At 71.7% G+C, this 22,125-nt stretch carries 19 protein-coding genes; 5 read left to right on the top strand and 14 right to left on the bottom strand.

The annotated features are described in order from the left end of the window. Positions 1 to 86 precede the first annotated feature (86 nt). From glmS to ACTJJZ_RS11395, 3 genes are all read right to left on the bottom strand, one after another. Positions 87 to 1,907, bottom strand: a complete 1,821-nt coding sequence (glmS, locus tag ACTJJZ_RS11405; protein WP_440721308.1) for a glutamine--fructose-6-phosphate transaminase (isomerizing) — start codon at positions 1,905 to 1,907, stop codon at positions 87 to 89. A 46-nt stretch (positions 1,908 to 1,953) separates the two neighbouring features. Then, complete coding sequence (locus ACTJJZ_RS11400) at positions 1,954 to 2,214, bottom strand: hypothetical protein (protein WP_440721307.1); 261 nt, start codon at positions 2,212 to 2,214, stop codon at positions 1,954 to 1,956. A gap of 175 nt (positions 2,215 to 2,389) precedes the next feature. Next, entirely contained in the window at positions 2,390 to 3,547 is a 1,158-nt protein-coding gene (locus ACTJJZ_RS11395; protein ID WP_440721306.1) for an acyl-CoA dehydrogenase family protein, read from the bottom strand. A gap of 87 nt (positions 3,548 to 3,634) precedes the next feature. On the opposite strand from ACTJJZ_RS11395, the gene ACTJJZ_RS11390 reads away from it, so the two are divergent. After that, positions 3,635 to 4,213: a TetR/AcrR family transcriptional regulator gene (locus ACTJJZ_RS11390; protein WP_440721305.1), complete on the top strand. Its 579-nt coding sequence runs from the start codon at positions 3,635 to 3,637 to the stop codon at positions 4,211 to 4,213. Between the two features lie 84 nt (positions 4,214 to 4,297). Here ACTJJZ_RS11390 and ACTJJZ_RS11385 read toward each other — a convergent pair whose 3' ends face one another. From ACTJJZ_RS11385 to ACTJJZ_RS11355, 7 genes are all read right to left on the bottom strand, one after another. Continuing rightward, positions 4,298 to 5,140: an HpcH/HpaI aldolase/citrate lyase family protein gene (locus ACTJJZ_RS11385; protein WP_440721304.1), complete on the bottom strand. Its 843-nt coding sequence runs from the start codon at positions 5,138 to 5,140 to the stop codon at positions 4,298 to 4,300. Then, positions 5,113 to 5,598: a MaoC family dehydratase gene (locus ACTJJZ_RS11380; protein ID WP_440721303.1), complete on the bottom strand. Its 486-nt coding sequence runs from the start codon at positions 5,596 to 5,598 to the stop codon at positions 5,113 to 5,115. Before ACTJJZ_RS11380 ends, ACTJJZ_RS11385 begins: the two co-directional genes overlap by 28 nt. Further along, a complete protein-coding gene (locus tag ACTJJZ_RS11375) occupies positions 5,595 to 7,826 on the bottom strand; it encodes an acetyl/propionyl/methylcrotonyl-CoA carboxylase subunit alpha (RefSeq protein WP_440721302.1) in 2,232 nt (743 codons plus the stop codon). The genes ACTJJZ_RS11380 and ACTJJZ_RS11375 overlap by 4 nt, the downstream gene beginning before the upstream one ends. A gap of 5 nt (positions 7,827 to 7,831) precedes the next feature. After that, entirely contained in the window at positions 7,832 to 9,406 is a 1,575-nt protein-coding gene (locus ACTJJZ_RS11370) for a carboxyl transferase domain-containing protein (RefSeq protein WP_440721395.1), read from the bottom strand. Positions 9,407 to 9,506: 100 nt separating this feature from the next. Then, a complete protein-coding gene (gene menC / locus ACTJJZ_RS11365) occupies positions 9,507 to 10,640 on the bottom strand; it encodes an o-succinylbenzoate synthase (protein ID WP_440721301.1) in 1,134 nt (377 codons plus the stop codon). Between the two features lie 48 nt (positions 10,641 to 10,688). Further along, positions 10,689 to 11,429 carry a GNAT family N-acetyltransferase gene (locus ACTJJZ_RS11360; RefSeq protein WP_440721300.1) on the bottom strand — a complete coding sequence of 247 codons (741 nt, stop codon included), beginning with the start codon at positions 11,427 to 11,429 and terminating at the stop codon, positions 10,689 to 10,691. Positions 11,430 to 11,459: 30 nt separating this feature from the next. Beyond that, positions 11,460 to 12,017 (bottom strand): phosphorylase family protein, encoded by a 558-nt coding sequence (locus ACTJJZ_RS11355; protein WP_440721299.1) that lies wholly within the window; start codon positions 12,015 to 12,017, stop codon positions 11,460 to 11,462. 74 nt (positions 12,018 to 12,091) lie between these two features. Here ACTJJZ_RS11355 and nadE point away from each other — a divergent pair, with 74 nt between their 5' ends. Then, the gene (gene nadE, locus ACTJJZ_RS11350) at positions 12,092 to 12,910 is read left to right on the top strand and encodes an ammonia-dependent NAD(+) synthetase (protein WP_440721298.1); all 819 of its coding nucleotides are present in this window, start codon (positions 12,092 to 12,094) and stop codon (positions 12,908 to 12,910) included. 99 nt (positions 12,911 to 13,009) lie between these two features. After that, positions 13,010 to 16,708, top strand: a complete 3,699-nt coding sequence (locus tag ACTJJZ_RS11345) for a TM0106 family RecB-like putative nuclease (RefSeq protein WP_440721394.1) — start codon at positions 13,010 to 13,012, stop codon at positions 16,706 to 16,708. Between the two features lie 39 nt (positions 16,709 to 16,747). Here ACTJJZ_RS11345 and upp read toward each other — a convergent pair whose 3' ends face one another. Then, a complete protein-coding gene (gene upp / locus ACTJJZ_RS11340) occupies positions 16,748 to 17,380 on the bottom strand; it encodes a uracil phosphoribosyltransferase (RefSeq protein ID WP_440721297.1) in 633 nt (210 codons plus the stop codon). Positions 17,381 to 17,478: 98 nt separating this feature from the next. Here upp and ACTJJZ_RS11335 point away from each other — a divergent pair, with 98 nt between their 5' ends. Continuing rightward, positions 17,479 to 17,946, top strand: coding sequence for a nucleoside deaminase (locus ACTJJZ_RS11335; RefSeq protein WP_440721296.1), 468 nt, complete (start codon positions 17,479 to 17,481; stop codon positions 17,944 to 17,946). Between the two features lie 114 nt (positions 17,947 to 18,060). Here the strand turns inward: ACTJJZ_RS11335 and ACTJJZ_RS11330 are convergent, their stop codons facing one another. Then, positions 18,061 to 19,032 carry a cation diffusion facilitator family transporter gene (locus ACTJJZ_RS11330; protein WP_440721295.1) on the bottom strand — a complete coding sequence of 324 codons (972 nt, stop codon included), beginning with the start codon at positions 19,030 to 19,032 and terminating at the stop codon, positions 18,061 to 18,063. 91 nt (positions 19,033 to 19,123) lie between these two features. Between ACTJJZ_RS11330 and proC the strand changes: the two genes are divergently transcribed. Further along, positions 19,124 to 19,960 carry a pyrroline-5-carboxylate reductase gene (proC, locus tag ACTJJZ_RS11325; RefSeq protein ID WP_440721294.1) on the top strand — a complete coding sequence of 279 codons (837 nt, stop codon included), beginning with the start codon at positions 19,124 to 19,126 and terminating at the stop codon, positions 19,958 to 19,960. Positions 19,961 to 20,013: 53 nt separating this feature from the next. On the opposite strand, the gene ACTJJZ_RS11320 is transcribed toward proC, so the two are convergent. Together ACTJJZ_RS11320 and ACTJJZ_RS11315 are read right to left on the bottom strand one after the other, a co-directional pair. Next, on the bottom strand, positions 20,014 to 20,685 hold the full coding sequence (locus ACTJJZ_RS11320) for a potassium channel family protein (protein ID WP_440721293.1): 672 nt from the start codon (positions 20,683 to 20,685) through the stop codon (positions 20,014 to 20,016). Continuing rightward, positions 20,678 to 22,108 carry a TrkH family potassium uptake protein gene (locus ACTJJZ_RS11315; RefSeq protein WP_440721292.1) on the bottom strand — a complete coding sequence of 477 codons (1,431 nt, stop codon included), beginning with the start codon at positions 22,106 to 22,108 and terminating at the stop codon, positions 20,678 to 20,680. The genes ACTJJZ_RS11320 and ACTJJZ_RS11315 overlap by 8 nt, the downstream gene beginning before the upstream one ends. Positions 22,109 to 22,125 lie beyond the last annotated feature (17 nt).

Genomic DNA, 22,125 nt, shown 5'->3' with positions numbered 1-22,125 from the left:
CCTCCGGCCGCGATTTCGAAGCGCGCAAATGGTTCGATCCGCAGCGCGATGGCCGCCATTCGCGCGCTTCGAATCGAAGACGAACGTCACTCCACCGTCACCGACTTCGCGAGGTTGCGGGGCTTGTCGACGTCGTGCCCGAGGCGGACGGCCGCGTGGTAGGCGAGCAGCTGGGTCGGGATGGTCAGCAGGATCGGATCCAGCTCCGGCTCGTTCTTGGGGACGACGATCGTGCGGGCGTCGAGGTGCGCGAGATCCACCCCGGCGTGCGTGATGGCGATCAGCGGGCCCTTGCGGGCGAGGATCTGCTCGGCCGCGGCCAGGTTGCGGTCGGTCAGCTCGTCTTCGGGGATGAGCGCGACCGTCGGCATGTCCTGGTCGATCAGCGCGAGCGGGCCGTGCTTGAGCTCGCTCGTCTGGTAGGCCTCCGCGTGGATGTAGCTGATCTCCTTGAGCTTCTGCGCGCCCTCCCGCGCGACCGGGAAACCGCGCACCCGGCCGATGTAGAACGCGCTCTTGGCCTTCGCGATGTCCTCGGCGACGGCCGCGATCGGATCCGCGTCCTCGAGGATGCTGCGGATCTGCTCCGGGATGCGCTGCAGGCCGCGGAGGATCCGCTGCCCGTCGGCGTGGGACAGGTCGTGCAGCCGGCCCAGGTGCAGGGCGAGCAGCGCGAAGGAGAGCGCCATGTTCGTGAGCGCCTTCGTGGAGGCGACGGAGATCTCGGGGCCCGCGTGCAGATAGATCCCGCCGTCCACGGTGCGGGCGATCGTGGATCCGACCACGTTCACGACGCCGATCACGCGGCCGCCCTTGCGCTTGATCTCCTCGACGGCGAAGGCGGTGTCGGCGGTCTCGCCGCTCTGGCTCACCGCGACGTACAGCGTGTCCGACTCGATGATGGGCTGGCGGTACCGGAACTCGGATGCGGCCTCGGCGTCCGCGGGGATCCGGGCCAGATCCTCGACGAGCTGGGCGCCGAGCTGGCCCACGTAGTAGGCGGATCCGCAGCCGAGGATCTTGATCCGGCGGAAGCTGCGGAGCTCGCGCGGGTCGAGCCCCAGCCCGTCCAGGCGGGCCGTCGCGAATCGCTCGTCCAGCCGGCCGCGCAGCACCATCGCGGCGGCGTCGGGCTGCTCGTGGATCTCCTTGAGCATGTAGTGCCGGTAGCCGCTGAGCTCGAGGTCCTCCGCGGCCACGCTGATCTCGACGGGCTCCGAGCTGGTCGGGGTGTTGCCGCGGTCGAAGGTGCGGAACCCGGTCGCGGTCACGGTCGCCAGCTCGCCGTCGTTCAGGTGCACGACCCGGTCGGTGTGCCGCACGAGGGCTGCCACGTCGCTGGCCACGAGCATCTCCTTATCGCCGATGCCGATGATCAGCGGGGATCCGCTGCGCGCCAGCACGATCCGCTCGGGATGCTGCTCATCGAGCACGGCGAGGGCGTAGGTGCCGGTGATCCGCCCGAGAGCGGAGAGCACGGCGTCCTCGAGGGTCGCCGCGTCCGACTGGGCGATGAGGTGCGCGACGACCTCGGTGTCGGTGTCGCTCGTGAGTTCGACGCCCGACTCCGCGAGCTGGGCGCGCAGGGCCGCCGCGTTGTCGATGATGCCGTTGTGCACCACGCTGATCCGGCCGTCCTGGCTGCGCTGAGGATGCGCGTTGTGCTCCACGGCCGGGCCGTGCGTCGCCCAGCGGGTGTGGCCGATCCCGACCGTGCCGGTGAGGCGCTTGGGCAGGGCCGCCTCGAGCTCGCGGACCCGGCCGACGCGACGGATCGCGGTGGTGCCCTTGCTGCCGAGGACGGCGATGCCCGCCGAGTCGTAACCGCGGTACTCGAGGCGGGTGAGGCCTTCGACGAGGACGGGGGCGGCGGCCTGATGGCCGATGTATCCGACGATTCCGCACATGGGGGTAGCTCCTCAGGGTGGGGGAAGAAGGGAAGGCGAGCGCGGTTCAGCCGTAGACGATGCGCCGCAGCTGCCGTTCGGACAGCTCCGGCGCGGCCACGCGGCGCTCGTGCAGCTCCGCCGCGATCACGGCGAACGCCTCGGCGTTGCGCGTGCCGTAGAGCTGCAGCTCGGCATGGCGACGCCGCACGTACGCCTCGACCGGCTCGTCGTACCACGCGAGCACGTCTTCGACGACCCGGGCGGCGACGCTCGGCGGCAGACCGGTGGACGACGCGATCCGCTGGATCAGGTCGTCGTCGGTCATACCTCGAGTATGCGGATCCGATCCGGCGAATTCCAAGAATCTGCCCGAATTCGGGCAGGTCCCTGTCGATCGCCGGGGTCGTCAGCCGGTCCCCATCGATTCAAGGCGCGCAAATGGCGGGATCCGCCGGGCAGATGGCGCCAATTGCGCGCCTCGAAACGGGGAGGCAGCGGGCTCAGAGCCCGAGGCTGCGGGCGATCAGCATGAGCTGCACCTCGGTGGTGCCCTCGCCGACTTCGAGGATCTTCGAGTCGCGGTAGTGCCGGGCGACGCGGTACTCGTTCATGAAGCCGTTGCCGCCGAACACCTGGGTCGCGTCGCGGGCGTTGTCCATCGCCGCATCGCTGGCGGTGAGCTTGGCGATCGCGGCTTCCTGCTTGAACGGCTTGCCCGCGAGCATCAGCGCGGCCGCGTGGTAGTACGCGCGGCGGGCGACCTGGGCGCGCGCCTCCATCCGGGCGATCTTGAACGCGATGGCCTGGTGACCGCCGATGTGCGTGCCGAACGCCTGGCGCTCCTTCGCGTAGCGCACCGCATCGTCGACGCAGCCCTGCGCGGCGCCGACCGCGAGCGCCGCGATCGCGATCCGGCCCTCATCCAGGATGCGGAGGAAGTTCGCATAGCCGCGCCCGCGCTCGCCGAGCAGGTTCTCGGCCGGCACGCGCACGTCGTCGAACGACAGCGCATGCGTGTCCGAGGCGTTCCAGCCGACCTTGTCGTACGGCGGTGCGACGTCGAAGCCGGCCGTGCCGGACGGCACGATGATCGTGGAGATCTCCTTGCCGCGCTCGGTCTCGCCGGTGACGGCGGTCACCGTGACGAACGCGGTGATGTCGGTGCCGGAGTTCGTGATGAACTGCTTGGACCCGTTGATCACCCAGCTGTCGCCGTCGAGGCGGGCGGCGGTGCGGGTGCGGCCGGCGTCGCTGCCGGCGTCGGGCTCGGTGAGACCGAAGCCGCCGAGCGACGTGCCGGCGGCGAGAGAGGGCAGCCAGTGCTGCCGCTGCTCCTCGGTGCCGAACCGGAAGATCGGCATGGCGCCCAGCGAGACGCCCGCCTCGAGGGTGATCGCCACGCTCTGATCCACCTTCGCGAGCTCCTCGAGTGCGAGGCAGAGCGCGAAGTAGTCGCCGCCCATGCCGCCGTACTCCTCGGGGAAGGGGAGGCCGAACAGGCCCATCTCCGCCATCCCGGCGACGACCTCGTAGGGGAAGCTGTGCTCGCGGTCATGCTTCGCCGAGACCGGGGCGACGACCTGTTCCGCGAAGTCGCGCACGGTCGCCGCGAGCTCGCGGTACTCCTCGGGGAGCTCGGACGGGATCGCCTCGGGCATCGATCTACTCCTCGGTGAATGATCAATAACTGAAACTTCAGGTTAGCGAGCATTCACTCGGGTGTCCAGGGCGGATATCCTAGCCGGATGACCACCGCAAGGGCGCAGGGGAAGGCGCGTACCCGACAGCGCTTCCTCGACGCCGCGGCGCAGCTGTTCGCGGACCGGGGATTCCATGCGGTCTCGATCGGCGAGCTGGGCACCGCGGTCGGCGTCAGCGGCCCCGCGCTCTACCGGCACTTCCCGAGCAAGGACGCGATGCTCGAGGAGATCCTGCTCGGCACCAGCGAGTTCCTGCTGCAGGGCGGCACCGAGATCGTCGCGGCGCCGCACGCCTCGGATCGGGAGCTGCTGGACGACCTGATCGACTTCCATCTCACGTTCGCGCTCGGGCATCGCGACATCATCCGGGTGCAGGACCGCGAGCTGGGAACCCTGTCGAAGTCGGCGAACCGGCAGGTGCGCAAGCTGCAGCGTCAGTATCTCGACCTGTGGGCGGACGTGGTCGCGCGGATCCGCCCCGACGGCACGCCGGCCGATCGTCAGGTCGCGATGCACGCCGTGTTCGGGCTGCTGAACTCGACCGCGCACAACTCCGACAAGCTCGCGTCGGCGGACGAGCGCGGGATCCTCTCCGAGGCGGCGCGGCGGGTGCTGGTGGGCTGATCCCAGGCCGCGGGGCACGAGCTCAGCGCCGCGGACGACGGGGCGAGGCTGCAGGATCGCGGCCCCCATGGTGTCGCGGGCGGCTCACCGGCCGAGGATCGCCCTCGCCTGGCGCAGCACGGGCTCGTCGACCATCCGTCCTTCGAAGCGGAACACGCCGGGCTGCCGCTCCGCCTCGGCGAGCACGCGCTCGGCCCTGTCCCGCTCCGCAGGGGTGGGGGCGTAGCCCTCGCGGATCACCGCGACCTGGCTCGGGTGGATGCACGCGGTCGCGTCGAACCCGCTGGCGGCGGCGTCCGCGGCTTCGGCGCGCAGACCGTCCGCATCGGCGATATCGAGGTGCACGGAGTCGATCGCGGCGCGTCCGAACGCCTTCGCCGCGAGCAGCACGCGCGAGCGGGCGTACCGGGCGACGTCACGGTAGCGTCCGGCGTGAGCGCCGCCCGCGAAGCGGCTGGAGCGGCCCGCCATGCTCGCGATGAGATCCTCCGCGCCCCACATCAGCCCGATCGTGGCCGGATGCGCGGCGATCTCCTCGGCGCCGACGACACCGAGCGCCGTCTCGCACAGCGCGAGCACGCGCAGCCCCGCCGCGTGCAGCGCCGCGAGATCGGCGGCGCCCTCGGCCTTGGCCAGCATGACCGTGCGATAGCCTGTGCCGGCGAGCGCGGCCAGATCCAGCGCGTGGTCCGGCGTCGACGCAGGGTTCACGCGCACGATCGTCCGCTCGGGGTCCAGGGCGGACGCCGCGACGCGCTCGCGGGCGGCGGGCTTGTCGGCGGGGGCGACCGCGTCCTCGAGATCGAGGATCACGCTGTCCGCGGCCGCGACGGCCTTCGCGTAGCGGTCCTCGCGATCCGCGGGGCAGAACAGCAGCGCGGGGCCGTGCAGCCCGGCGCTCACGATGCGCTCGCGGCGGGAAGGCACTGCACGAGGGTCGAACGGGTCGCGAGCGCGACCACCGCCCCGTCCTGGTTGCGACCGGTGTGCGCGAACTGCACGATCCCCTGACCTGGGCGCGAAGACGACAGCCGCTTCGACACGATCAGCGTCTCGGCGTACAGCGTGTCGCCGATCCGCACGGGGGCGGGGAAGGAGATGTCCGAGAAGCCGAGGTTGGCGACGATCGTGCCCATCGTGAGCTGCGCGACCGAGAGCCCGACGATCGTGGACAGCGTGAACATGCTGTTCACCAGCCGCTCGCCGAACTCGGTGCCCGCGCTCCACGCGGCGTCCAGATGCAGCGCCTGCGTGTTCATGGTGAGCGTCGTGAAGAGCACGTTGTCGGCCTCGGTGACCGTGCGACCGGGGCGGTGCAGGTAGACCGCGCCCTCCTCGAACTCCTCGAAGTACAGCCCGCGCTGCTCGATGCGCTTCTCGGTCACTTCGTCTCCTCCTCGGCGTCGGCCGCATCCGGCGTGATCACGGCCAGCGTCTGCCCGCGTGCCACCGTGTCGCCCTGCGCGACATGGACGGCGACCGTGCCGGCGACGCCCGCACGCAGCACGTGCTCCATCTTCATCGCCTCCACCACGAGGACCGGGTCGCCCTCCGCGACGTGCGCGCCGTCGGCCGCGTGCACGAGCACGACGGTCCCCGGCATCGGGGAGTCCAGGTGCGGGCGGGTCTCCGCCGCCGCACCGCCGGTGTGCGCGACCCGCTCCACGGCGACGTCGAACACGGCGCCGCCGTGCGCGATCGACACCCGGTCGGATCCCGTCGTGAGCGCCGCGACCGCACGCGTCGTGCCGTCGATCGTGATCGCGCGGTGCAGGTCAGAGCCGGCACGGACCGCGGCGGGATGGAAAACGTCGCTCCCCGCGCTCTGTGAGCGACGTTTTCCCTCCCCGGCAGCGGGAAGGAGCGGATCCGCGTCCGTCGGAGATGGATTCTGCTGCTGCGCGAGGGATCCTGGCGACGAAATCCATCCCTGAGCGGTTCCGTCCTTGGAGACCTCGACCGAGACCTCGACCGAGACCGAGACCGGTCCCGTGACCGCGACCGACAGCCCGGATCCGGATCCTGCCACGCGCACCTCGGCGCGGCGCTCGCCGCAGACCAGCGCGTAGCGCCGCGGAGCCGGCGGCCCGAGACGCCACCCGTCGCGGCGGGCCCACGGAGAGGCCGCCATCGCGGCCTCGGGTCCTTCGAGAGCGCCAGGGGCCGAGCCCGCCGCGTCCAGGAGCAGCGCCGCCTCCGCGAACACCCGCCGGTCCGCCTCGGCGAACACGATGTCCTCGAGACGGCGCGCGATGAGCCCGGTGTCCAGCTCTCCCGCGGCGACCTCGGGCAGCTCCAGCAGCGCGCGCAGGAACTCGACGTTGGTCGGGAACCCGAACACGGCGGTCTCGTCGAGGGCCCGCACGAGCCGGCGTCGCGCCTGCTCGCGGTCGGCGCCGTACGCGATCACCTTCGCGAGCATCGGGTCGTAGTCGATCGACACGTCCAGCCCGTCCGCGATGGCCGTGTCGACGCGGATGCCGGGGCCTGCCGGGTGGATCACGCGCTGCACGTGCCCGCCCGTGGGCAGGAACCCCGCCGCCGGGTCCTCGGCGTACACGCGCGCCTCGATGCTGTGCCCGCGCAGCACGACGTCGTCCTGACCGAACGCGAGTGGAGCGCCCGCGGCGATGCGCAGCTGCTGCTCGACGAGGTCCAGCCCGGTGATCTGCTCGGTGACCGGGTGCTCGACCTGCAGGCGCGTGTTCATCTCCATGAAGTAGAACTCGATCGCGCCGGTTTCAGAGAGGGGGCGGGCGGCCTCGACGATGAACTCGACGGTGCCCGCACCGCGGTAGTCCACGCTGCGCGCGGTCTCGCACGCGGCCGCGCCGATCGCGGCCCGCGTCGTCTCGTCGAGGAGGGGCGATGGCGCCTCCTCGATCACCTTCTGGTGCCGCCGCTGCAGGGAGCACTCGCGCTCGCCGAGGTGCACCACGTTCCCGTGCGCGTCGGCGAGGATCTGCACCTCGATGTGCCGCGGCGTGGTGAGGTAGCGCTCCAGGAACAGGGCGTCGTCGCCGAAGCTCGCGCTCGCCTCCCGCCGCGCGGCCGCGATCGCGTCGGCCAGGTGGGCCGGATCGTCGACGACGTGCATGCCCTTGCCGCCACCGCCCGCGGAGGGCTTGATGAGCAGCGGGTAGCCGATCTCCGGCGCGGCCGCGATGAGGTCGGCGTCGGTCAGCGCCGGGCGGGCGATCCCCGGCACCGTCGGCACCGACCGCTCGGCGACCGCGAGCTTGGCGGTGATCTTGTCGCCCATGGTCCGGATCGCGTCGGCGGAGGGGCCGATGAACACGATCCCGGCGTCGGTGCACGCCTGCGCGAACGCGGCGTTCTCGGCGAGGAACCCGTACCCGGGATGGATCGCCTGCGCGCCGGTCTCGCGGGCCGCCGCGATGACCGCGTCGATGTCGAGGTAGCTCTGCGCGGCCGGCGCGGGACCGATCCGCACGGCGACGTCGGCGAGGGCGACGTGGCGGGATCCTGCGTCCGCGTCGCTGTAGACGGCGACCGAGCGGATACCGAGCCGGCGCAGGGTGGCGATGATGCGGCAGGCGATCTCGCCGCGGTTGGCGATCAGGATGGTGTCGAACATGTTCTCGTGAGGCATCGTGATCACATCCGGAAGACGCCGTAGCCCGGCGCGTCGGTCGCGGGGGCGCGCAGGATCACGTCGAGGGCGAGGCCGAGCACGTCGCGAGTCTCGTCGGGGGCGATGATCCCGTCGTCCCAGAGGCGCGCGGTGGAGTAGTACGGGCTGCCCTGCTCGTCGTAGGCAGCGCGGATGGGCGCCTGGAACGTGGCCTCCTCCTCGGCCGACCAGGTGCCGCCGGCGCCCTCGATCTGGTCGCGGCGCACGGTCGACAGCACCGATGCGGCCTGCGGCCCGCCCATCACCGAGACCCGCGCCCCCGGCCACAGCCAGAGGAAGCGGGGGGAGTAGGCGCGACCGCACATCGAGTAGGTGCCCGCGCCGAAGGATCCGCCCACCACCACCGTGAGCTTCGGCACCGTGGCGGTCGCGACCGCGTTCACCATCTTGGCCCCGTGCTTCGCGATGCCCGACGCCTCGTACTCCCGGCCGACCATGAACCCGGTGATGTTCTGCAGGAACAGCAGGGGCGTGCGGCGCTGCTCGCACAGCTGGATGAAGTGCGCGCCCTTGAGCGCCGACTCGCCGAACAGCACGCCGTTGTTGGCGATGATGCCGATCCGGTGCCCATGGATCCGGGCGAACGCCGTCACGAGCGTCGTGCCGTACTCGGGCTTGAACTCGGTGAACGCACCGCCGTCGACGAGGGCGCGGATGATCTCGCGGGCGTCGTAGGGGACGGTGAGCTCGACCGGGACCACGTCGAGGAGGTCGACGGGCGGCGGATCCGCCACCGCGGCGGGCGGATCCGCGGGGGCGGGGGAGGGCGGCAGGGTCGCCACGATGTCGCGGACGATCTGCAGCGCGTGCTCGTCGTTCTCGGCGAGGTGGTCGGCCACGCCCGAGACGCGGGTGTGCACCTCGCCGCCGCCGAGCTCCTCCGCGGTCACGACCTCGCCGGTCGCGGCCTTCACGAGCGGGGGGCCGCCGAGGAAGATCGTGCCCTGGTTCCGCACGATCACGGTCTCGTCGCTCATCGCCGGGACGTACGCACCGCCGGCGGTCGAGGATCCCATGACCGCGGCGATCTGCGGGATCCCGTCGCGCGACATCCGCGCCTGGTTGTAGAAGATGCGGCCGAAGTGGTCGCGGTCGGGGAACACCTCGTCCTGCATCGGCAGGAACGCGCCGCCCGAGTCGACGAGGTACACGCAGGGCAGCCGGTTCTCGGCCGCGATCTCCTGCGCCCGCAGATGCTTCTTGACGGTGATCGGGTAGTAGGTGCCGCCCTTGACCGTGGCGTCGTTCGCGACCACCATGACCTGCCGGCCGTGGATCAGGCCGATCCCCGCGACGACGCCGCCCGAGGGGCAGTCGCCGCCGTAGAGGCCGTGGCCGGCGAGCGGGGCGACCTCGAGGAACGGGCTTCCGGTGTCGAGCAGGTGGCCGATCCGGTCGCGGGCGAGCAGCTTGCCGCGCTCCGTGTGCCTGATCCGGCTCTTCTCCGGCCCGCCCAGCGCGGCCTCGGCGCGGCGCTCGCGCAGCTCGGCCACCAGCTCGCGGTAGGTCGGCGCGGGCGCGCTCGGCGCGGATGTCATCGGCACGGGACCCTCCCTCGGGTGGCTCTCGTTTAGATTAGCGAGCGTTAACTGAAATGTCTACGGCTCGCTCAGCGCCGGAGGTCCGGCCCCGGCGCGCTCAGGGACGCAGCTCGACGCGCTCGACGGTGACGTCGTCCAGCGCCACGCGGTCGATCTCGACGCCGAGACCCGCGCCGGTCGGAACGCGCACGTGCCCCTCCTCGATGACGGCCGGTTCGGTGACGATGTCGCGGGTGTAGAACCGGCTCGAGGCGGAGATGTCGCCGGGCAGGGTGAAGCCCTCGAGCGCGGCGAGGGCGGCGTTGGCGGCGCGGCCGATGCCGGTCTCGAGCATGCCCCCGCACCAGACGGGCACGCCGGCATCCCGGCACAGGTCGTGGATCCGCACCGCTTCGAGGTAGCCGCCGACGCGTCCCGCCTTGATGTTCACGACCGCGGCGGACCCGAGCGCGAGGGCATCGCGTGCGGCCTTCAGCGAGGTGATGGACTCGTCGAGGCAGACGGGCGTGCTCAGCCGGCGAGCGAGGGTCGCGTGGTCGACGAGGTCGTCCTCCTGCAGCGGCTGCTCGATGAGCAGCAGATCGAACCGGTCGAGCTCGGCGAGCGTGTCGGCGTCGGCCAGGGTGTAGGCGGAGTTCGCGTCGACCTGCAGCGGGATCGCGCCGAACGCGTCGCGCACGGCGGCGGTGTCCGCGACGTCGCGGCCGGGCTTGATCTTGATCTTGATCCGCACGTACCCCTCGTCGAGGTAGCCGCGGACGGCGTCGACGAGCGCGGCGGGGTCGCGCTGGATCCCGACCGACACCCCGCTCGGCACCCGGTCGCGCACCGCCCCGAGGTACTCGCCGAGCGGACGCCCCTGCGCGCGGAGTGCGGCGTCCAGGATCGCCAGCTCGATCCCGCCCTTCGCCATGCGGTGTCCGACGACCGGCGCGAGGATGCCGGCGACGTCCTCGGGTGCGAACGTGCGCGCCTGGAACAGCGCGGGGACCAGGAAGCGCTGGGCGACGTCCCACGCGCCCTGCGTGTATTCGCTCGAGTAGTAGGGCTCGTACTGGGTGACGATCTCGCCCCAGCCCTCGCCCTCGCCGGTTCTCGCGTTGACCACGATCACTTCGCGCACCGACTCGGTGCCGAAGGAGGTCGTGAACGGGGAGACGAGCGGGAGGTGCAGCACCCGCAGCTCGATGCTCTCGAGCGTGACGGGCGCGACGGGCTGGACCACAGGCATGGCCTCAGGCTACGCGGGCTCGCCGCGATCCGGGGATGGCGCGACGGCTCAGATCGGGGTCGCCGAGCCGCTTCCGGTGGGACGCACGAACAGATAGCCGGCCTCGTCGTCGAACCCGCCCACGACGAGCCCCTCCGCGAGCAGTTCGAGGAAGCGGTCGCGCACACGCCGGCGCCAGGCCTTCGCCTCGGCCGCGGACTCCCGGCGCACGGCTTCGACATCGCGCGGGATCGGGACGGCCGCGACGACGCCCGTCGGCTGCCCGGATCGCGGCGCTGTGAGCTCCCAGGACGCCAGGAGCCGGTCGGACTCGTCGCCGTGGTTGATCTCATCGTCGATCGGCCCGTACTGATCGACGAGGTATTCCGTCACCCTGGCACCCAGGACGGTCAGGTTGAAGTGCGCGTTGCGGGCGATCAGCGGGTCGAAGGTCCAGGTGAGACGGTCCACCCCGCGGGCGAGCGCCCAGTCCCGCTGGTGCTGCTTGATCGCCCGACCGAGGCCGCGGGCCTGGTAGCCGGGAAGGATGCCGGTGATGTGCGAGTGCAGGGTGCGCGACGCCGGCGGTCCGAAGAAGCCCACGGAGGCTCCGATCATCCGCTCGCCGTCGTACAGGCCGACCACGTATTCGCCGGCGTGCGCGAGGGCCCGCAGCAGATCGGCCGAGATGCCGGCCCCGTGGCCGCCCCACACCTCGCTGAGCACCCGGGCGACGGCGGCGGCCTCTGCGACGGAGCCGACGGCGCGGATGTCGATCCCGCCGGGTGCGGCGGAGAGGTCACCGGTCATGATCCTCACGGTACCGCCGGCGGTCCGGGGTCAGACCCCGTACTCGTCCCTGACGCGCTCGCGCAGCTGCACGCTGCAGGCGGCGACGGTCTCGTCCCAGACCGTGGTGGCGCCGTCCTGCGCGGTGTCCGAGATCGCGCGGAGCACGCGGATCGGCACGCCGAACTGGTCGGCGACCCAGACGTAGGCGTAGGTCTCCATGTCCACGAGCACGCCGCCGAGGCCCTGGATCCGCTCCACGACCGCGGCGTCGTCGACGAAACTGTCGCCGGTCGCGATCACCAGGCCCTCGCGGCCCGTCGCGACGCGCGCCGGCAGCGAGACGTGCCGGCCGACCACTCCGTCCAGATCCTGCACGTCGTGCTGGATCGCGGCGGTGATCTCGTAGACCCCGCCGGGGAGCTGCGGATCCACGCCGCCGGCGGTGCCGACGACGACGACCTCCTCGTACACGGTCGCGTCGAGTGCGCGGGTCAGCCCGTAGGCCGCCTTGAGCTTCCCGGGTCCGGTCACGAGGCGGTCGAAGCCGTCCAGGCTCTCGGGGAACGCCTGGAGTTCGGACGCGAGGGCGGCGACGAGGAGTCTCATGGATCCATCCTCGCAGGCGTTCACGCACGCGAAACGTCGCCGTTGGATACTGGTTCCACGACCGAAGGAGAAGCATGACGCTGCAGCAGGACATCGCCGCCGACCTGGGGGTGCGCCCCGACATCGATCCGGCCGCCGAGATCGACCGGCGGGTCGGCTTCCTCGTCGACTACCTGCGACACACCGGTGCCAAGGGGTATGTCCTGGGGATCTCCGGCGGTCAGGACTCCACGCTCGCCGGGCGGCTCGCCCAGCTCGCGTGCGAGAAGGTCCGTGCAGAGGGCGGAGACGCGGTGTTCATCGCCGTGCGCCTGCCCTACCGGGTGCAGCGCGACGCCGCAGACGCCGCGGTCGCGATGGCGTTCATCGCCCCCGACGAGCCGCTCGAGGTCAACATCCAGCACGGCGTCGGCGGCCTGGAGGCGGATCTCACGGCGGCGGGGCTCGGGGCGGTCGCCGACTTCCACCGCGGCAACATCAAGGCGCGGCTGCGCATGGTCACGCAGTACGCGATCGCGGGTCAGCGCGGGCTGCTCGTCATCGGCACCGACCACGCGGCCGAGGCGGTGACCGGCTTCTTCACGAAGTTCGGCGACGGGGCGTGCGACCTCACCCCTCTCGCGGGGCTCAGCAAGCGGCAGGGCCGCGCGCTGCTGCGCGTACTGGGGGCGCCGGAGCAGCTGGTCGTCAAGGTCCCCACCGCCGACCTCCTCGACGCCACCCCCGGTCGCACCGACGAGGACGAGCTCGGCCTCACGTACGAGCAGATCGACGACTACCTCGAGGGCCGGCCGGTCGCCGCCGACGTGGCCGAGCGGATCGAGGCGCGCTATCTCGCCACCGCGCACAAGCGGCGCCAGCCGGTGACACCGGACGACACCTGGTGGCGCTGAGCGCCTGACCGCAGCACGGGCGGTGATGTCGGCGGCCCCGTCTAGGGTCGAAGCGACGGCCCGATCGGGCGTCGCCGAACGACAGGAGCTCCCGTGCGTGTGATCACCCCCTCCGGATCCGACCCGGCGCGCGACGCCGGCGCCGGGGGCGCCACCGTGATCTGGAGCGCGACGGATCTGAAGCTCGCGGCGGAGTGCGAGTTCGCATGGGTGCGCGCGCTCGACGCCAAGCTGGGCAGGATCGAGGCGGTCGAGGATCCTGAGGACGCGACGCTGGCGCGAGCCGCGGCGATGGGCGATGCGCACGAGCAGGTGGTGCTGCAGGACTACCTCGCCGAGCACGGCGTCTCGGTCGACGGGGGACGCGGCGTCGTCGAGCTGCCGAAGGTGTCCTCGACGGACGCCCAGGCGCTGGCCGCGATCGTCGCCGAGACCGAGCGCGCACTGCGCTCGGATGCGACGGTGATCTACCAGGCCGCCTTCCGCACCCCGGAGTTCGTCGGCTTCGCCGACTTCCTGCTCCGCGATCCGGACGGCCGCTGGCGGGTGCAGGACTCCAAGCTCGCCCGCACCGCCCGGGTCACCGCGCTCATGCAGCTGGCGGCATATGTCGATCAGCTCGACCGTCTCGGCATCCCCCGCTCCGACGAGGTCGACCTGATCCTCGGCGACCGCAGCATCAGCACGCACGCCGTGCGCGACCTGCTGCCGCTGTTCCACGTGCGCCGGGCGCGGCTGCGCGCGCTGATCGCCGACCGGCGGATCGACGAGGGCGCCGCGGGGGCGCCGCTCGCGTGGGGCGATGACCGCGGGGAGCTGCAGATCGTCGCATGCGGCCGCTGCGCGACCTGCGAGATCGAGGTCGAGGCGCATCGCGACCTGCTGCTCGTCGCGCGCCTGCGCTCGGTGCAGCGCGCCCGGCTGCGCACCGCGGGGATCCTCACGATCGACGACCTCGCCGCCGCCGAGCACGGTCCGGACGGGATGAGCGCAGAGACGTTCCAGACCCTCCGCGCGCAGGCCCGGCTGCAGCTCGCGGCGATGCGGGCGACGCAGGAGGCGGGCGAGGAGGGGGATGCCGGCGGCCTGGCCGAGGTCGTCGTGCCGCCGTTCGAGGTGGTCTCCGCCGCGGCGATCGGCCTGATGCCGCGTCCCAGTCGCGGCGACCTGTTCTTCGACTTCGAGGGCGATCCGCTGTACACCGAGCCGGGCGAGGGGCGGCCCTGGGGGCTCGACTACCTGTTCGGCTGGGTCGACGACGCGGAGCAGTACTCCGCGCTGTGGGCGCACGATTTCGCCGCCGAGAAGCAGGCGCTCCTCGACTTCCTCGACTTCGTGAAGGCGCGGCGCGCGGCGCACCCCGACCTGCACATCTATCACTACGCCCCCTACGAGACCTCGCACCTGCAGAACATGGCGGAGCGGTACGGCGTGGGCGAGGCGGACGTCGACCGGCTGCTGCGCGACGGGGTGTTCGTCGACCTGTATCCGATCGTGCTGCGCACCGTGCAGGTCGGGTCGCGCTCGTACTCGATCAAGAAGCTCGAGCCGCTCTACATGGGCGCCGAGGTGCGCACCAGCGACGTGCAGAAGGGCGACGACTCGATCGTCCAGTATGTGCAGGCCCGGTCCCTCGCGGCGGAGGGCCGCACGGAGGAGGCGGACGCGATCCTCGCCGATCTCGCCGACTACAACCGCTACGACTGCGTGTCGACCCGTCGCCTGCGCAACTGGCTGATCGGGCTGGCCCGTGAAGCCGGCGTGCTGCCGGCGCCCCCCGACGAGCCGGAGACCCGCGCCTACGAGCCCTCGCCGCTGTCGCTCGCGCTGCAGGCCGAGGCGCAGCGCGTGCAGGCCGAGGGCGGCGACGGCCAGCCGCACCGCGTCGCGGCCGCGGCGATCGACTACTTCCCGCGAGAGGCGAAGAGCTTCTGGATCTCGCACTTCCAGCGGCTGCGCGAGCCGGTGACGCTGTGGGAGTCCACGCGCGACGTGCTGCGGGTGGATCCGGATCGCTCCGTCGCGGTGCAGGAGTGGGATCTGCAGGAGGGCGCCCGCGCGGTGACCCGGCTCGTCGATCTGCGCGGCGAGCTCGCGCCGGGGAGCACGCTCGGGGTGGGCAGCACGCCGTTCGCCCTGTATGCGGCCCCCGCGCCGTTCTTCGGGGAGTTCCCGGCCAGGGTGATCCACGTGCCGCACGAGGTGGAGATCGTCGAAGTGCTCGACGACGGCTACCGGATCCGCGAGCGCTCGATCGGCGGGCAGACCTGGGCAGAGCTGCCGCTCGCGCTCACCCCGGCCTCCCCGCCGCGGGTCTTCTCGCTGCAGGGCGCCATCGAGGAGTGGGCCGGCTCCGTGCTGTCCGCCGCACCGGGCTTCCCGGAGGACGCGGCGACCGACATCCTTCGCCGGGCCGTGCCTCGCACCGTGTCCGGCCGCCCGATCCCCGTCGCCCCGATCCCGGTCGTCCCGGTTGCGGAGAGCCGTGAGGACACGGCGGCGGGCGACGGTGCAGACGCCGTGGACGCGATCGTCGCCGGGGTCCTCGACCTCGATCGCAGCTACCTGGCGGTGCAGGGCCCTCCCGGCACCGGCAAGACCTACACCGGTTCGCACGTGATCGCGCGGCTCGTGAACGAGCACGGCTACCGCGTCGGCGTGGTCGCGCAGTCGCACGCGATCGTGGAGAACCTGCTCGAGCGGGTCGTCGAGGCGGGCGTCCCGGCGGCGCAGGTGGCGAAGGCGCCGAAGGACCCCCAGGACGAGCCGGCGTACACCGTGATCCGCAAGGACGGCATGGCGGGCTTCCTCGCCGAGCACGGTCCTGCCGGGGCCGGCGACGGCTGCGTCATCGGCGGCACGGCCTGGGACTTCAGCCTGACCCGCCGGGTGCAGCGCGGGGAGCTCGACCTGCTCGTGATCGACGAGGCGGGGCAGTTCTCGCTCGCGTCCACGATCGCCGTCGCCGCCGGAGCGCAGCGCCTGCTGCTGCTCGGCGATCCGCAGCAGCTGCCCCAGGTGAGCCAGGGCACGCACCCCGAGCCCGTCGACACCTCGGCGCTCGGCTGGGTCATGCACGACCGCGCCGTCATCGACCCGGCGCACGGGACGTTCCTGGCCCGATCCTGGCGCATGCATCCCGCGGTCGCCGCTCCCGTGTCCGTACTCGCCTACGCGGGGGCCCTCGCCTCGGCGCAGGGTGCGGAGCGGCGCCGGATCGAGGGCGTCGATTCCGGCCTGCACGTGCGCCCCGTGCGCCACCGCGGCAACGCCACGCAGTCGCCGGAGGAGGCCGCGGAGGTCGTCCGCATCGTCCGGGATCTCGCGGGGCGGTCGTACACGGACAGCATGGCCGGCGGGGGCCCCCGGCCTCTCGAACCGGCCGACCTCATCGTCGTCGCGCCGTACAACGCGCAGAAGCAGCTCATCCACGACGCGCTGGCGGAGGCCGGCTTCGGCGACGTCGCGGTCGGCACGGTGGACAACTTCCAGGGCAAAGAGGCCGTGGTGTCGATCACCTCCCTCGCCGCGTCGAGCGGACGGGACGCGCCTCGCGGGCCCGAGTTCCTGCTGCTGCAGAACCGGCTGAACGTCGCGATCTCTCGGGCGAAGGTCGCCGCCTACCTGATCCACTCGCCGGCGCTGCTGGACGATCTGCCGTGGACGCCGGAGGGCGTCGCCCGGCTGAGCGCCTTCGCGCACCTCGTGGGCGCCGATCGCGAGCAGACGGCGCCGGATGCCGGGACGCTCGAGGAGGAACCCCCGGTCGGGTCGTGGGAGGTCGCCGATGCACTCTGAGGCCGAGATCCTCGAGGTGTCTGCGCTGACCGCGGCCGGTCAGACGGTGCCGTAGAGCCGGTCGCCGGCGTCGCCGAGACCGGGCACGATGTAGCCCTTCTCGTTCAGACGCTCGTCGAGCGCGCCGAGCACCAGGGTGACGTTGCGGTCGCCGACGAGCTTCTCGATCGCTGCGACGCCCTCGGGAGTGCCGAGCAGGCAGATCGCGGTCACGTCGTCGGCGCCGCGGTCGAGCAGGAACTGGATCGCGACGGCCAGCGAGCCTCCGGTGGCGAGCATCGGGTCGATCGCGAAGCACTGGCGACCGCTGAGATCGGTGGGCAGGCGCTCGGCGTACGTGGTCGGCTCGAAGGTCGTCTCGTCGCGGACCATCCCGAGGAAGCCGACCTCGGCGGTCGGCAGCAGCTTGACCAGGCCCTCGAGCATGCCGAGACCCGCACGCAGGATCGGCACGACGATCGGCCGCGGCTCGGAGATCTTGACCCCGGTCGTGGTGGCGACCGGCGTGGTGATCTCGATGGGCGACACCCGGACGTTCCGGGTCGCCTCGTAGGCGAGCAGCGTCACGAGCTCCTCGGTGAGCTGGCGGAACACCGGCGATGAGGTGCGCTGGTCGCGCAACACCGACAGCTTGTGAGTGATGAGAGGGTGGTCGGCGACATGCACACGCATAGGTACAGGCTACTGTCCCGCCCTGGGCTGCGGGATCCGGATCGTGCTGCGGGGTCCGGATCGTGCCGTGCCGCTAGGCTCGGGCGTCGGGAGGACCCGTGAGCGCAGCAGGACCGGTGACCGACGACGCGGCGATGACCCGTGCTCTCGCGCTCGCCGCGGACGCGGCGGCGGCGGAGGAGATCCCGGTCGGCGCCGTCGTCCTGGACGCGGAAGGACGCATCATCGCCGAGGGCCGCAACAACCGCGAGGAGACGGCGGATCCGACCGGCCACGCGGAGGTCGTCGCGCTGCGGGCGGCCGCGGCGGCGCAGGGATCCTGGAACCTCGAGGGCTGCACCCTGGTGGTCACGATGGAGCCGTGCGTGATGTGCGCCGGAGCGGTGCTGCAGTCACGCATCGGCCGGGTCGTGTTCGGCGCCTGGGACGACAAGGCGGGGGCGGCCGGATCGCGCTACGACCTGCTGCGCGACCGCAGGCTGCCGTACCGGGCGGAGGTCGTCGGCGGGATCCGCGAAGCCGAGGCCGCGGCGCAGCTGCAGGCGTTCTTCGCGTCGCGGCGCTGATCGGCGCGTCCCGCAGTCGCGGCGCTGACCGGTGCGCCCGGGCAGCGACGGCCGCGCGCGCTGACGCAGCGGACGCGATCGAGAACGCCTCAGGCGCCCGTCCCGCGCCGGCGGTCAGTCCGCCGAGCGCAGCACGAACGCGTCCGTCGAGGGGGACGGGTCCAGCGAAGGGCGGTAGACGTCGGGCTCGAGGTAGATGACGCGCGCCGCGGGCACGTCGGAACGGATCCGCCGCTCGATCGTGTCGATGTCGTCGGCGGCGGCGCGCACGGTCTTGTCCGAGGGGAGCGCGATCTTCGCGGCCACCATCAGCTCGTCGGGGCCGAGGTAGAGGGTCTTGATGTGGATGAGCTTCTCGACCTCGTCGCCGGCCAGGATCGCGTCCACGATCCGGTCGAAGTCGGCCTCCGAGGCGCCCTCGCCGACGAGCAGGCTCTTGGTCTCGATGCCGAGCACGATCGCGATGATCACGAGCAGCAGGCCGATCATCAGCGTGCCGAGCGCGTCGAACAGCGGGTCGTGGGTGAGGAGTGTGAGGCCCACGCCGAGCAGGGCGAAGACGAGGCCGGTGAGCGCGGCGGTGTCCTCCAGCAGCACGATCGGCAGCTCGGGGGCCTTGGCGCGGCGGATGAACGACATCCAGGACTGGTCCTCGGCGCGGACCTGGTTGCTCTCCTTGACGGCGGTGCGCAGCGAGAACGACTCCAGTGCGATCGAGACCACCAGCACCGCGAGCGGCAGCCACCACCACGTCCTGTCCAGCTCGTGCGGGTGGATGAGCTTCTGCACGCCCTCGTACACGGCGAACAGTCCGCCGACCGAGAACAGGATGATGGAGACGACGAACGCCGACACGAACCGCTCGCGGCCGTAGCCGAACGGGTGCTCGCGGTCGGCGCGCCGCTTCGCCTTGCGTCCGCCCAGCATGAGCAGCAGCTGGTTGCCGGAGTCGGCGATCGAGTGGATGGCCTCGGCGAGCATCGATGCGGATCCGGAGAGCAGCCAGGCGACGATCTTCGCGAGTGCGATCCCCATGTTCGCGAGGAACGCCGCCAGGATCGCCTTGCCGCCACCGGATGCACTCATGCCTCGAGTTTATGTCCGCTGCGCCGGTTCGCCTGGCTCTCCCGCGGGCGTTCGCCCGTCGCGCGTCCGGACCGGCTCGTAGGATGGCGGCATGGTCGATGCCCTCCCCTCTGTCGCGTTCGTCGGTGCCGGTTCGATGGGAGGCGCGATCCTCCGCGGCCTGGTCGCGAGCGGGATCCCGGTGGACGGCGGGATCACCGCGACCAACCGGACGCCGGAGCGCGCCGCCGAGCTCGCCGGACTCGACGGCGTCCGGTCGATCGCGCTGGCGGAGCAGCCGGACGGCAACGCGGTCGCGGCACGATCCCGGATCGTCGTGGTCGGGGTCAAGCCTGCGATGGTCCCTGAGCTGCTCGCCGAGATCGCCCCGCACCTGCGCGAGGACGCGATCGTCGTGAGCATCGCCGCCGGGGTCACCCTCGCCACCTTCGCCGGGGCCCTGGGCGAGGGCGCGAGCGTGCTCCGCGCGATGCCCAACACGCCGGCGACGGTCGGCCGTGCGGTCACCGGCCTGGCCGCCGCCCAGGCCGTGACCGAGGAGGAGCGCGCCCTGGTGCGCCGGCTGTTCGAGACCGTCGGGTCCGTGATCGAGGTCCCGGAGGAGCAGATCGATCCGCTCTCCACGATCTCCGGATCCGGTCCCGCCTACGTCTACCTGCTCATCGAGGAGTTCACGAAGGCCGCGATCGGCAAGGGCTTCGCCGAGCCCGAGGCCCGGCTCATGGCGGAGCAGACGTTCATCGGCGCGACCGCGCTGCTCGAGGCCTCCCAGGAGGATCCGGCCGAGCTGCGCCGCCGCGTGACCAGCCCCAAGGGCACCACCGAGCGAGCGATCGCGGTGCTGCAGGACGGCGGCCTGGATGACCTGTTCGCGCGGGCGACCGACGCGGCGCTCGCCCGCGCGCGGGAACTCGCCGCCGGAGCCTGAGCGGGTCCGCAGCGGCCGAGCGGGTCCGCAGCGGCCGAGCGCTCGACCGGTCCTCAGCGGTCGAGCGAGGAGAACCGCTCGATGTCGCCGTTCGTGCCGGACACGATGATGAGATCGTGGTTCGTGACGACCGTGTCCGCCTCGGCATAGCGGAACGGCTTGCCCGGGCTCTTCACGCCGACGACGGTCACGTTGTACTTGCTGCGCACGCCGGACTGGTTCAGGCCCACGCCGCGGATGAACTTCGGCGGATACATCTTCGCGATCGCGAAGTCGTCGTCGAAGCGGATGAAGTCCAGCATGCGTCCGGAGACGAGGTGCGCGACGCGCTCACCGGCCTCCCGCTCGGGGTAGACGACGTGGTTCGCGCCGACACGGGCGAGGATCTTGCCGTGCGACTGCGACACCGCCTTCGCCCAGATCTGCGGCACCTTCAGGTCGACGAGGTTGGCGGTGATCAGCACGGAGGCCTCGATCGACGAGCCCACCGCGACCACTGCGACCGAGAAGTCCTGCGCGCCCACCTGACGCAGCGCGTCGATGTTGCGGGTGTCGGCCTGCACCGCGTGAGTGACCCGCTCGGACCACTTCTGCACCAGCTCGAGGTTGGTGTCGATCGCGAGCACCTCGCGGTCGAGCCTGTCCAGCTCGCCGGCGCACGCCGCGCCGAAGCGGCCCAGGCCGATCACCAGCACGGGAGCGTCGTTGCGCAGCAGTTCAACCAACGATCGGCCTTTCCACGGGCAGCGAGTACAGCTGCGTGCGGGACGTCGCGGCCACCGCCGCGGCGAGTGTCACTGTACCAACGCGCCCCATGAAGATCGCCGCCGCCATGATGTAGGTCGCGACGTCGGGGAGGTTCTCGGTCACACCCGTGGAGAGCCCCACCGTGCCGAAGGCGGACACCACGTCGAAGAGGACCTCGTCGACGGGAGCCTTCGTGATCTGCGCGATCGCGATGGTGGCGAGGGCGACGATGGTGGCACCCCAGGCGACGACGCTGAGGGCGACGCGCTGCACGTCGGAGGGGATCCGCCGACCGAACGCCTGCACCGAGGGGCGGCCCTTCGCCTCGCTGATCACGGCGAGGGCGAGCACCGCGAGCGTGGTGACCTTGATGCCGCCGGCGGTCGAGGCGGAGCCGCCGCCGACGAACATCAGCATGGATCCGGCGAGCAGCGAGGATCCGTTCATGTCGCCGACGTTCACGACGCTGAACCCGCCGGAGCGCGTCATCGCGGACATGAAGAAGGCCTGGAAGGCCGTGTCGCCGGCGTCCATGGATCCGAACGTCTTCGGGTTGTCGTACTCGAGCAGCAGGAACACGGCCGCACCCGCGACGAAAAGCAGGACGGTCGTGATGAGCGTCAGCTTGGTGTGCAGCGACCAGCGCCGCACGTGCCAGCGCTGCCGGATCAACGTGTAGATGACCGGGAACCCGAGGCTGCCCAGGAACACGCCGAGCATGAGCACGCTGAGCACGTAGTAGTTGCTCGCGAAGGGGGCGAGACCCCCGGGATTCGGCGTGAACCCGGTGTTCGTGAACGCCATCGCGGCGTAGAACGGCGCCTCCCACAGCGCGGTGACCGGATCCGTCCCCGACAGCAGCAGTGCCGGGTAGAGCAGGATCATCAGCCCCGCCTCGATCGCGAACGCCGAGATCGCGACCGTGCGCAGCAGCTCGCCGACCTCGCCGAGCCGCACGGTCTGACTCTCGTTCACCGGGCCGCCGTGCGCTCGCATCGGGTTCGTGTCGCCGGCGGCGATGAGCTTCGCGCGCAGCCCCAGCCGCTTCGAGATCACCAGGCCCATCACGCTCGCCAGAGTGAGCACGCCCAGGCCGCCGATGTTCACGCCGACGAAGATCACGGCGCGCCCGAACCCTGACCAGTGCGTCGCCATGTCGACCGTGGACAGGCCTGTCACGCAGATCGTGGAGACCGCGGTGAACAGCGCGTCGGCGAGGGGCGTCACCCGGCGGTCGGCGCTCGCGATCGGCAGCGAGAGCAGCGCCGTGGTGATCAGGATCAGCGCCGAGAACACCACGATCGCGAAGCGGGACGGGGAAGACGTGGTGATCGTCTTGCCCAGCCGGATCGTGCGGCGTGCGACCTCGGAGAAGGATCGCGCGGCGTGCGTTCGCGGCATGTCCTCGGTCCTCCGAT

The organism is Microbacterium sp. 22242, assembly GCF_052045495.1.
Lineage (GTDB): Bacteria > Actinomycetota > Actinomycetes > Actinomycetales > Microbacteriaceae > Microbacterium.
The sequence above is the reverse complement of the archived record's forward strand: the minus strand, read 5'-3'. Positions and strand labels throughout refer to the sequence as shown.

Bases quoted from the DNA above. Each gene is read 5' to 3' on its own strand.
- glmS (WP_440721308.1), bottom strand. From the start codon at position 1,907: ATGTGCGGAATCGTCGGATACATCGGCCATCAGGCCGCCGCCCCCGTC.
- ACTJJZ_RS11400 (WP_440721307.1), bottom strand. From the start codon at position 2,214: ATGACCGACGACGACCTGATCCAGCGGATCGCGTCGTCCACCGGTCTG.
- ACTJJZ_RS11395 (WP_440721306.1), bottom strand. From the start codon at position 3,547: ATGCCCGAGGCGATCCCGTCCGAGCTCCCCGAGGAGTACCGCGAGCTC.
- ACTJJZ_RS11390 (WP_440721305.1), top strand. From the start codon at position 3,635: ATGACCACCGCAAGGGCGCAGGGGAAGGCGCGTACCCGACAGCGCTTC.
- ACTJJZ_RS11375 (WP_440721302.1), bottom strand. From the start codon at position 7,826: ATGCCTCACGAGAACATGTTCGACACCATCCTGATCGCCAACCGCGGC.
- ACTJJZ_RS11370 (WP_440721395.1), bottom strand. From the start codon at position 9,406: ATGACATCCGCGCCGAGCGCGCCCGCGCCGACCTACCGCGAGCTGGTG.
- menC (WP_440721301.1), bottom strand. From the start codon at position 10,640: ATGCCTGTGGTCCAGCCCGTCGCGCCCGTCACGCTCGAGAGCATCGAG.
- ACTJJZ_RS11360 (WP_440721300.1), bottom strand. From the start codon at position 11,429: ATGACCGGTGACCTCTCCGCCGCACCCGGCGGGATCGACATCCGCGCC.
- ACTJJZ_RS11355 (WP_440721299.1), bottom strand. From the start codon at position 12,017: ATGAGACTCCTCGTCGCCGCCCTCGCGTCCGAACTCCAGGCGTTCCCC.
- nadE (WP_440721298.1), top strand. From the start codon at position 12,092: ATGACGCTGCAGCAGGACATCGCCGCCGACCTGGGGGTGCGCCCCGAC.
- upp (WP_440721297.1), bottom strand. From the start codon at position 17,380: ATGCGTGTGCATGTCGCCGACCACCCTCTCATCACTCACAAGCTGTCG.
- ACTJJZ_RS11330 (WP_440721295.1), bottom strand. From the start codon at position 19,032: ATGAGTGCATCCGGTGGCGGCAAGGCGATCCTGGCGGCGTTCCTCGCG.
- proC (WP_440721294.1), top strand. From the start codon at position 19,124: ATGGTCGATGCCCTCCCCTCTGTCGCGTTCGTCGGTGCCGGTTCGATG.
- ACTJJZ_RS11315 (WP_440721292.1), bottom strand. From the start codon at position 22,108: ATGCCGCGAACGCACGCCGCGCGATCCTTCTCCGAGGTCGCACGCCGC.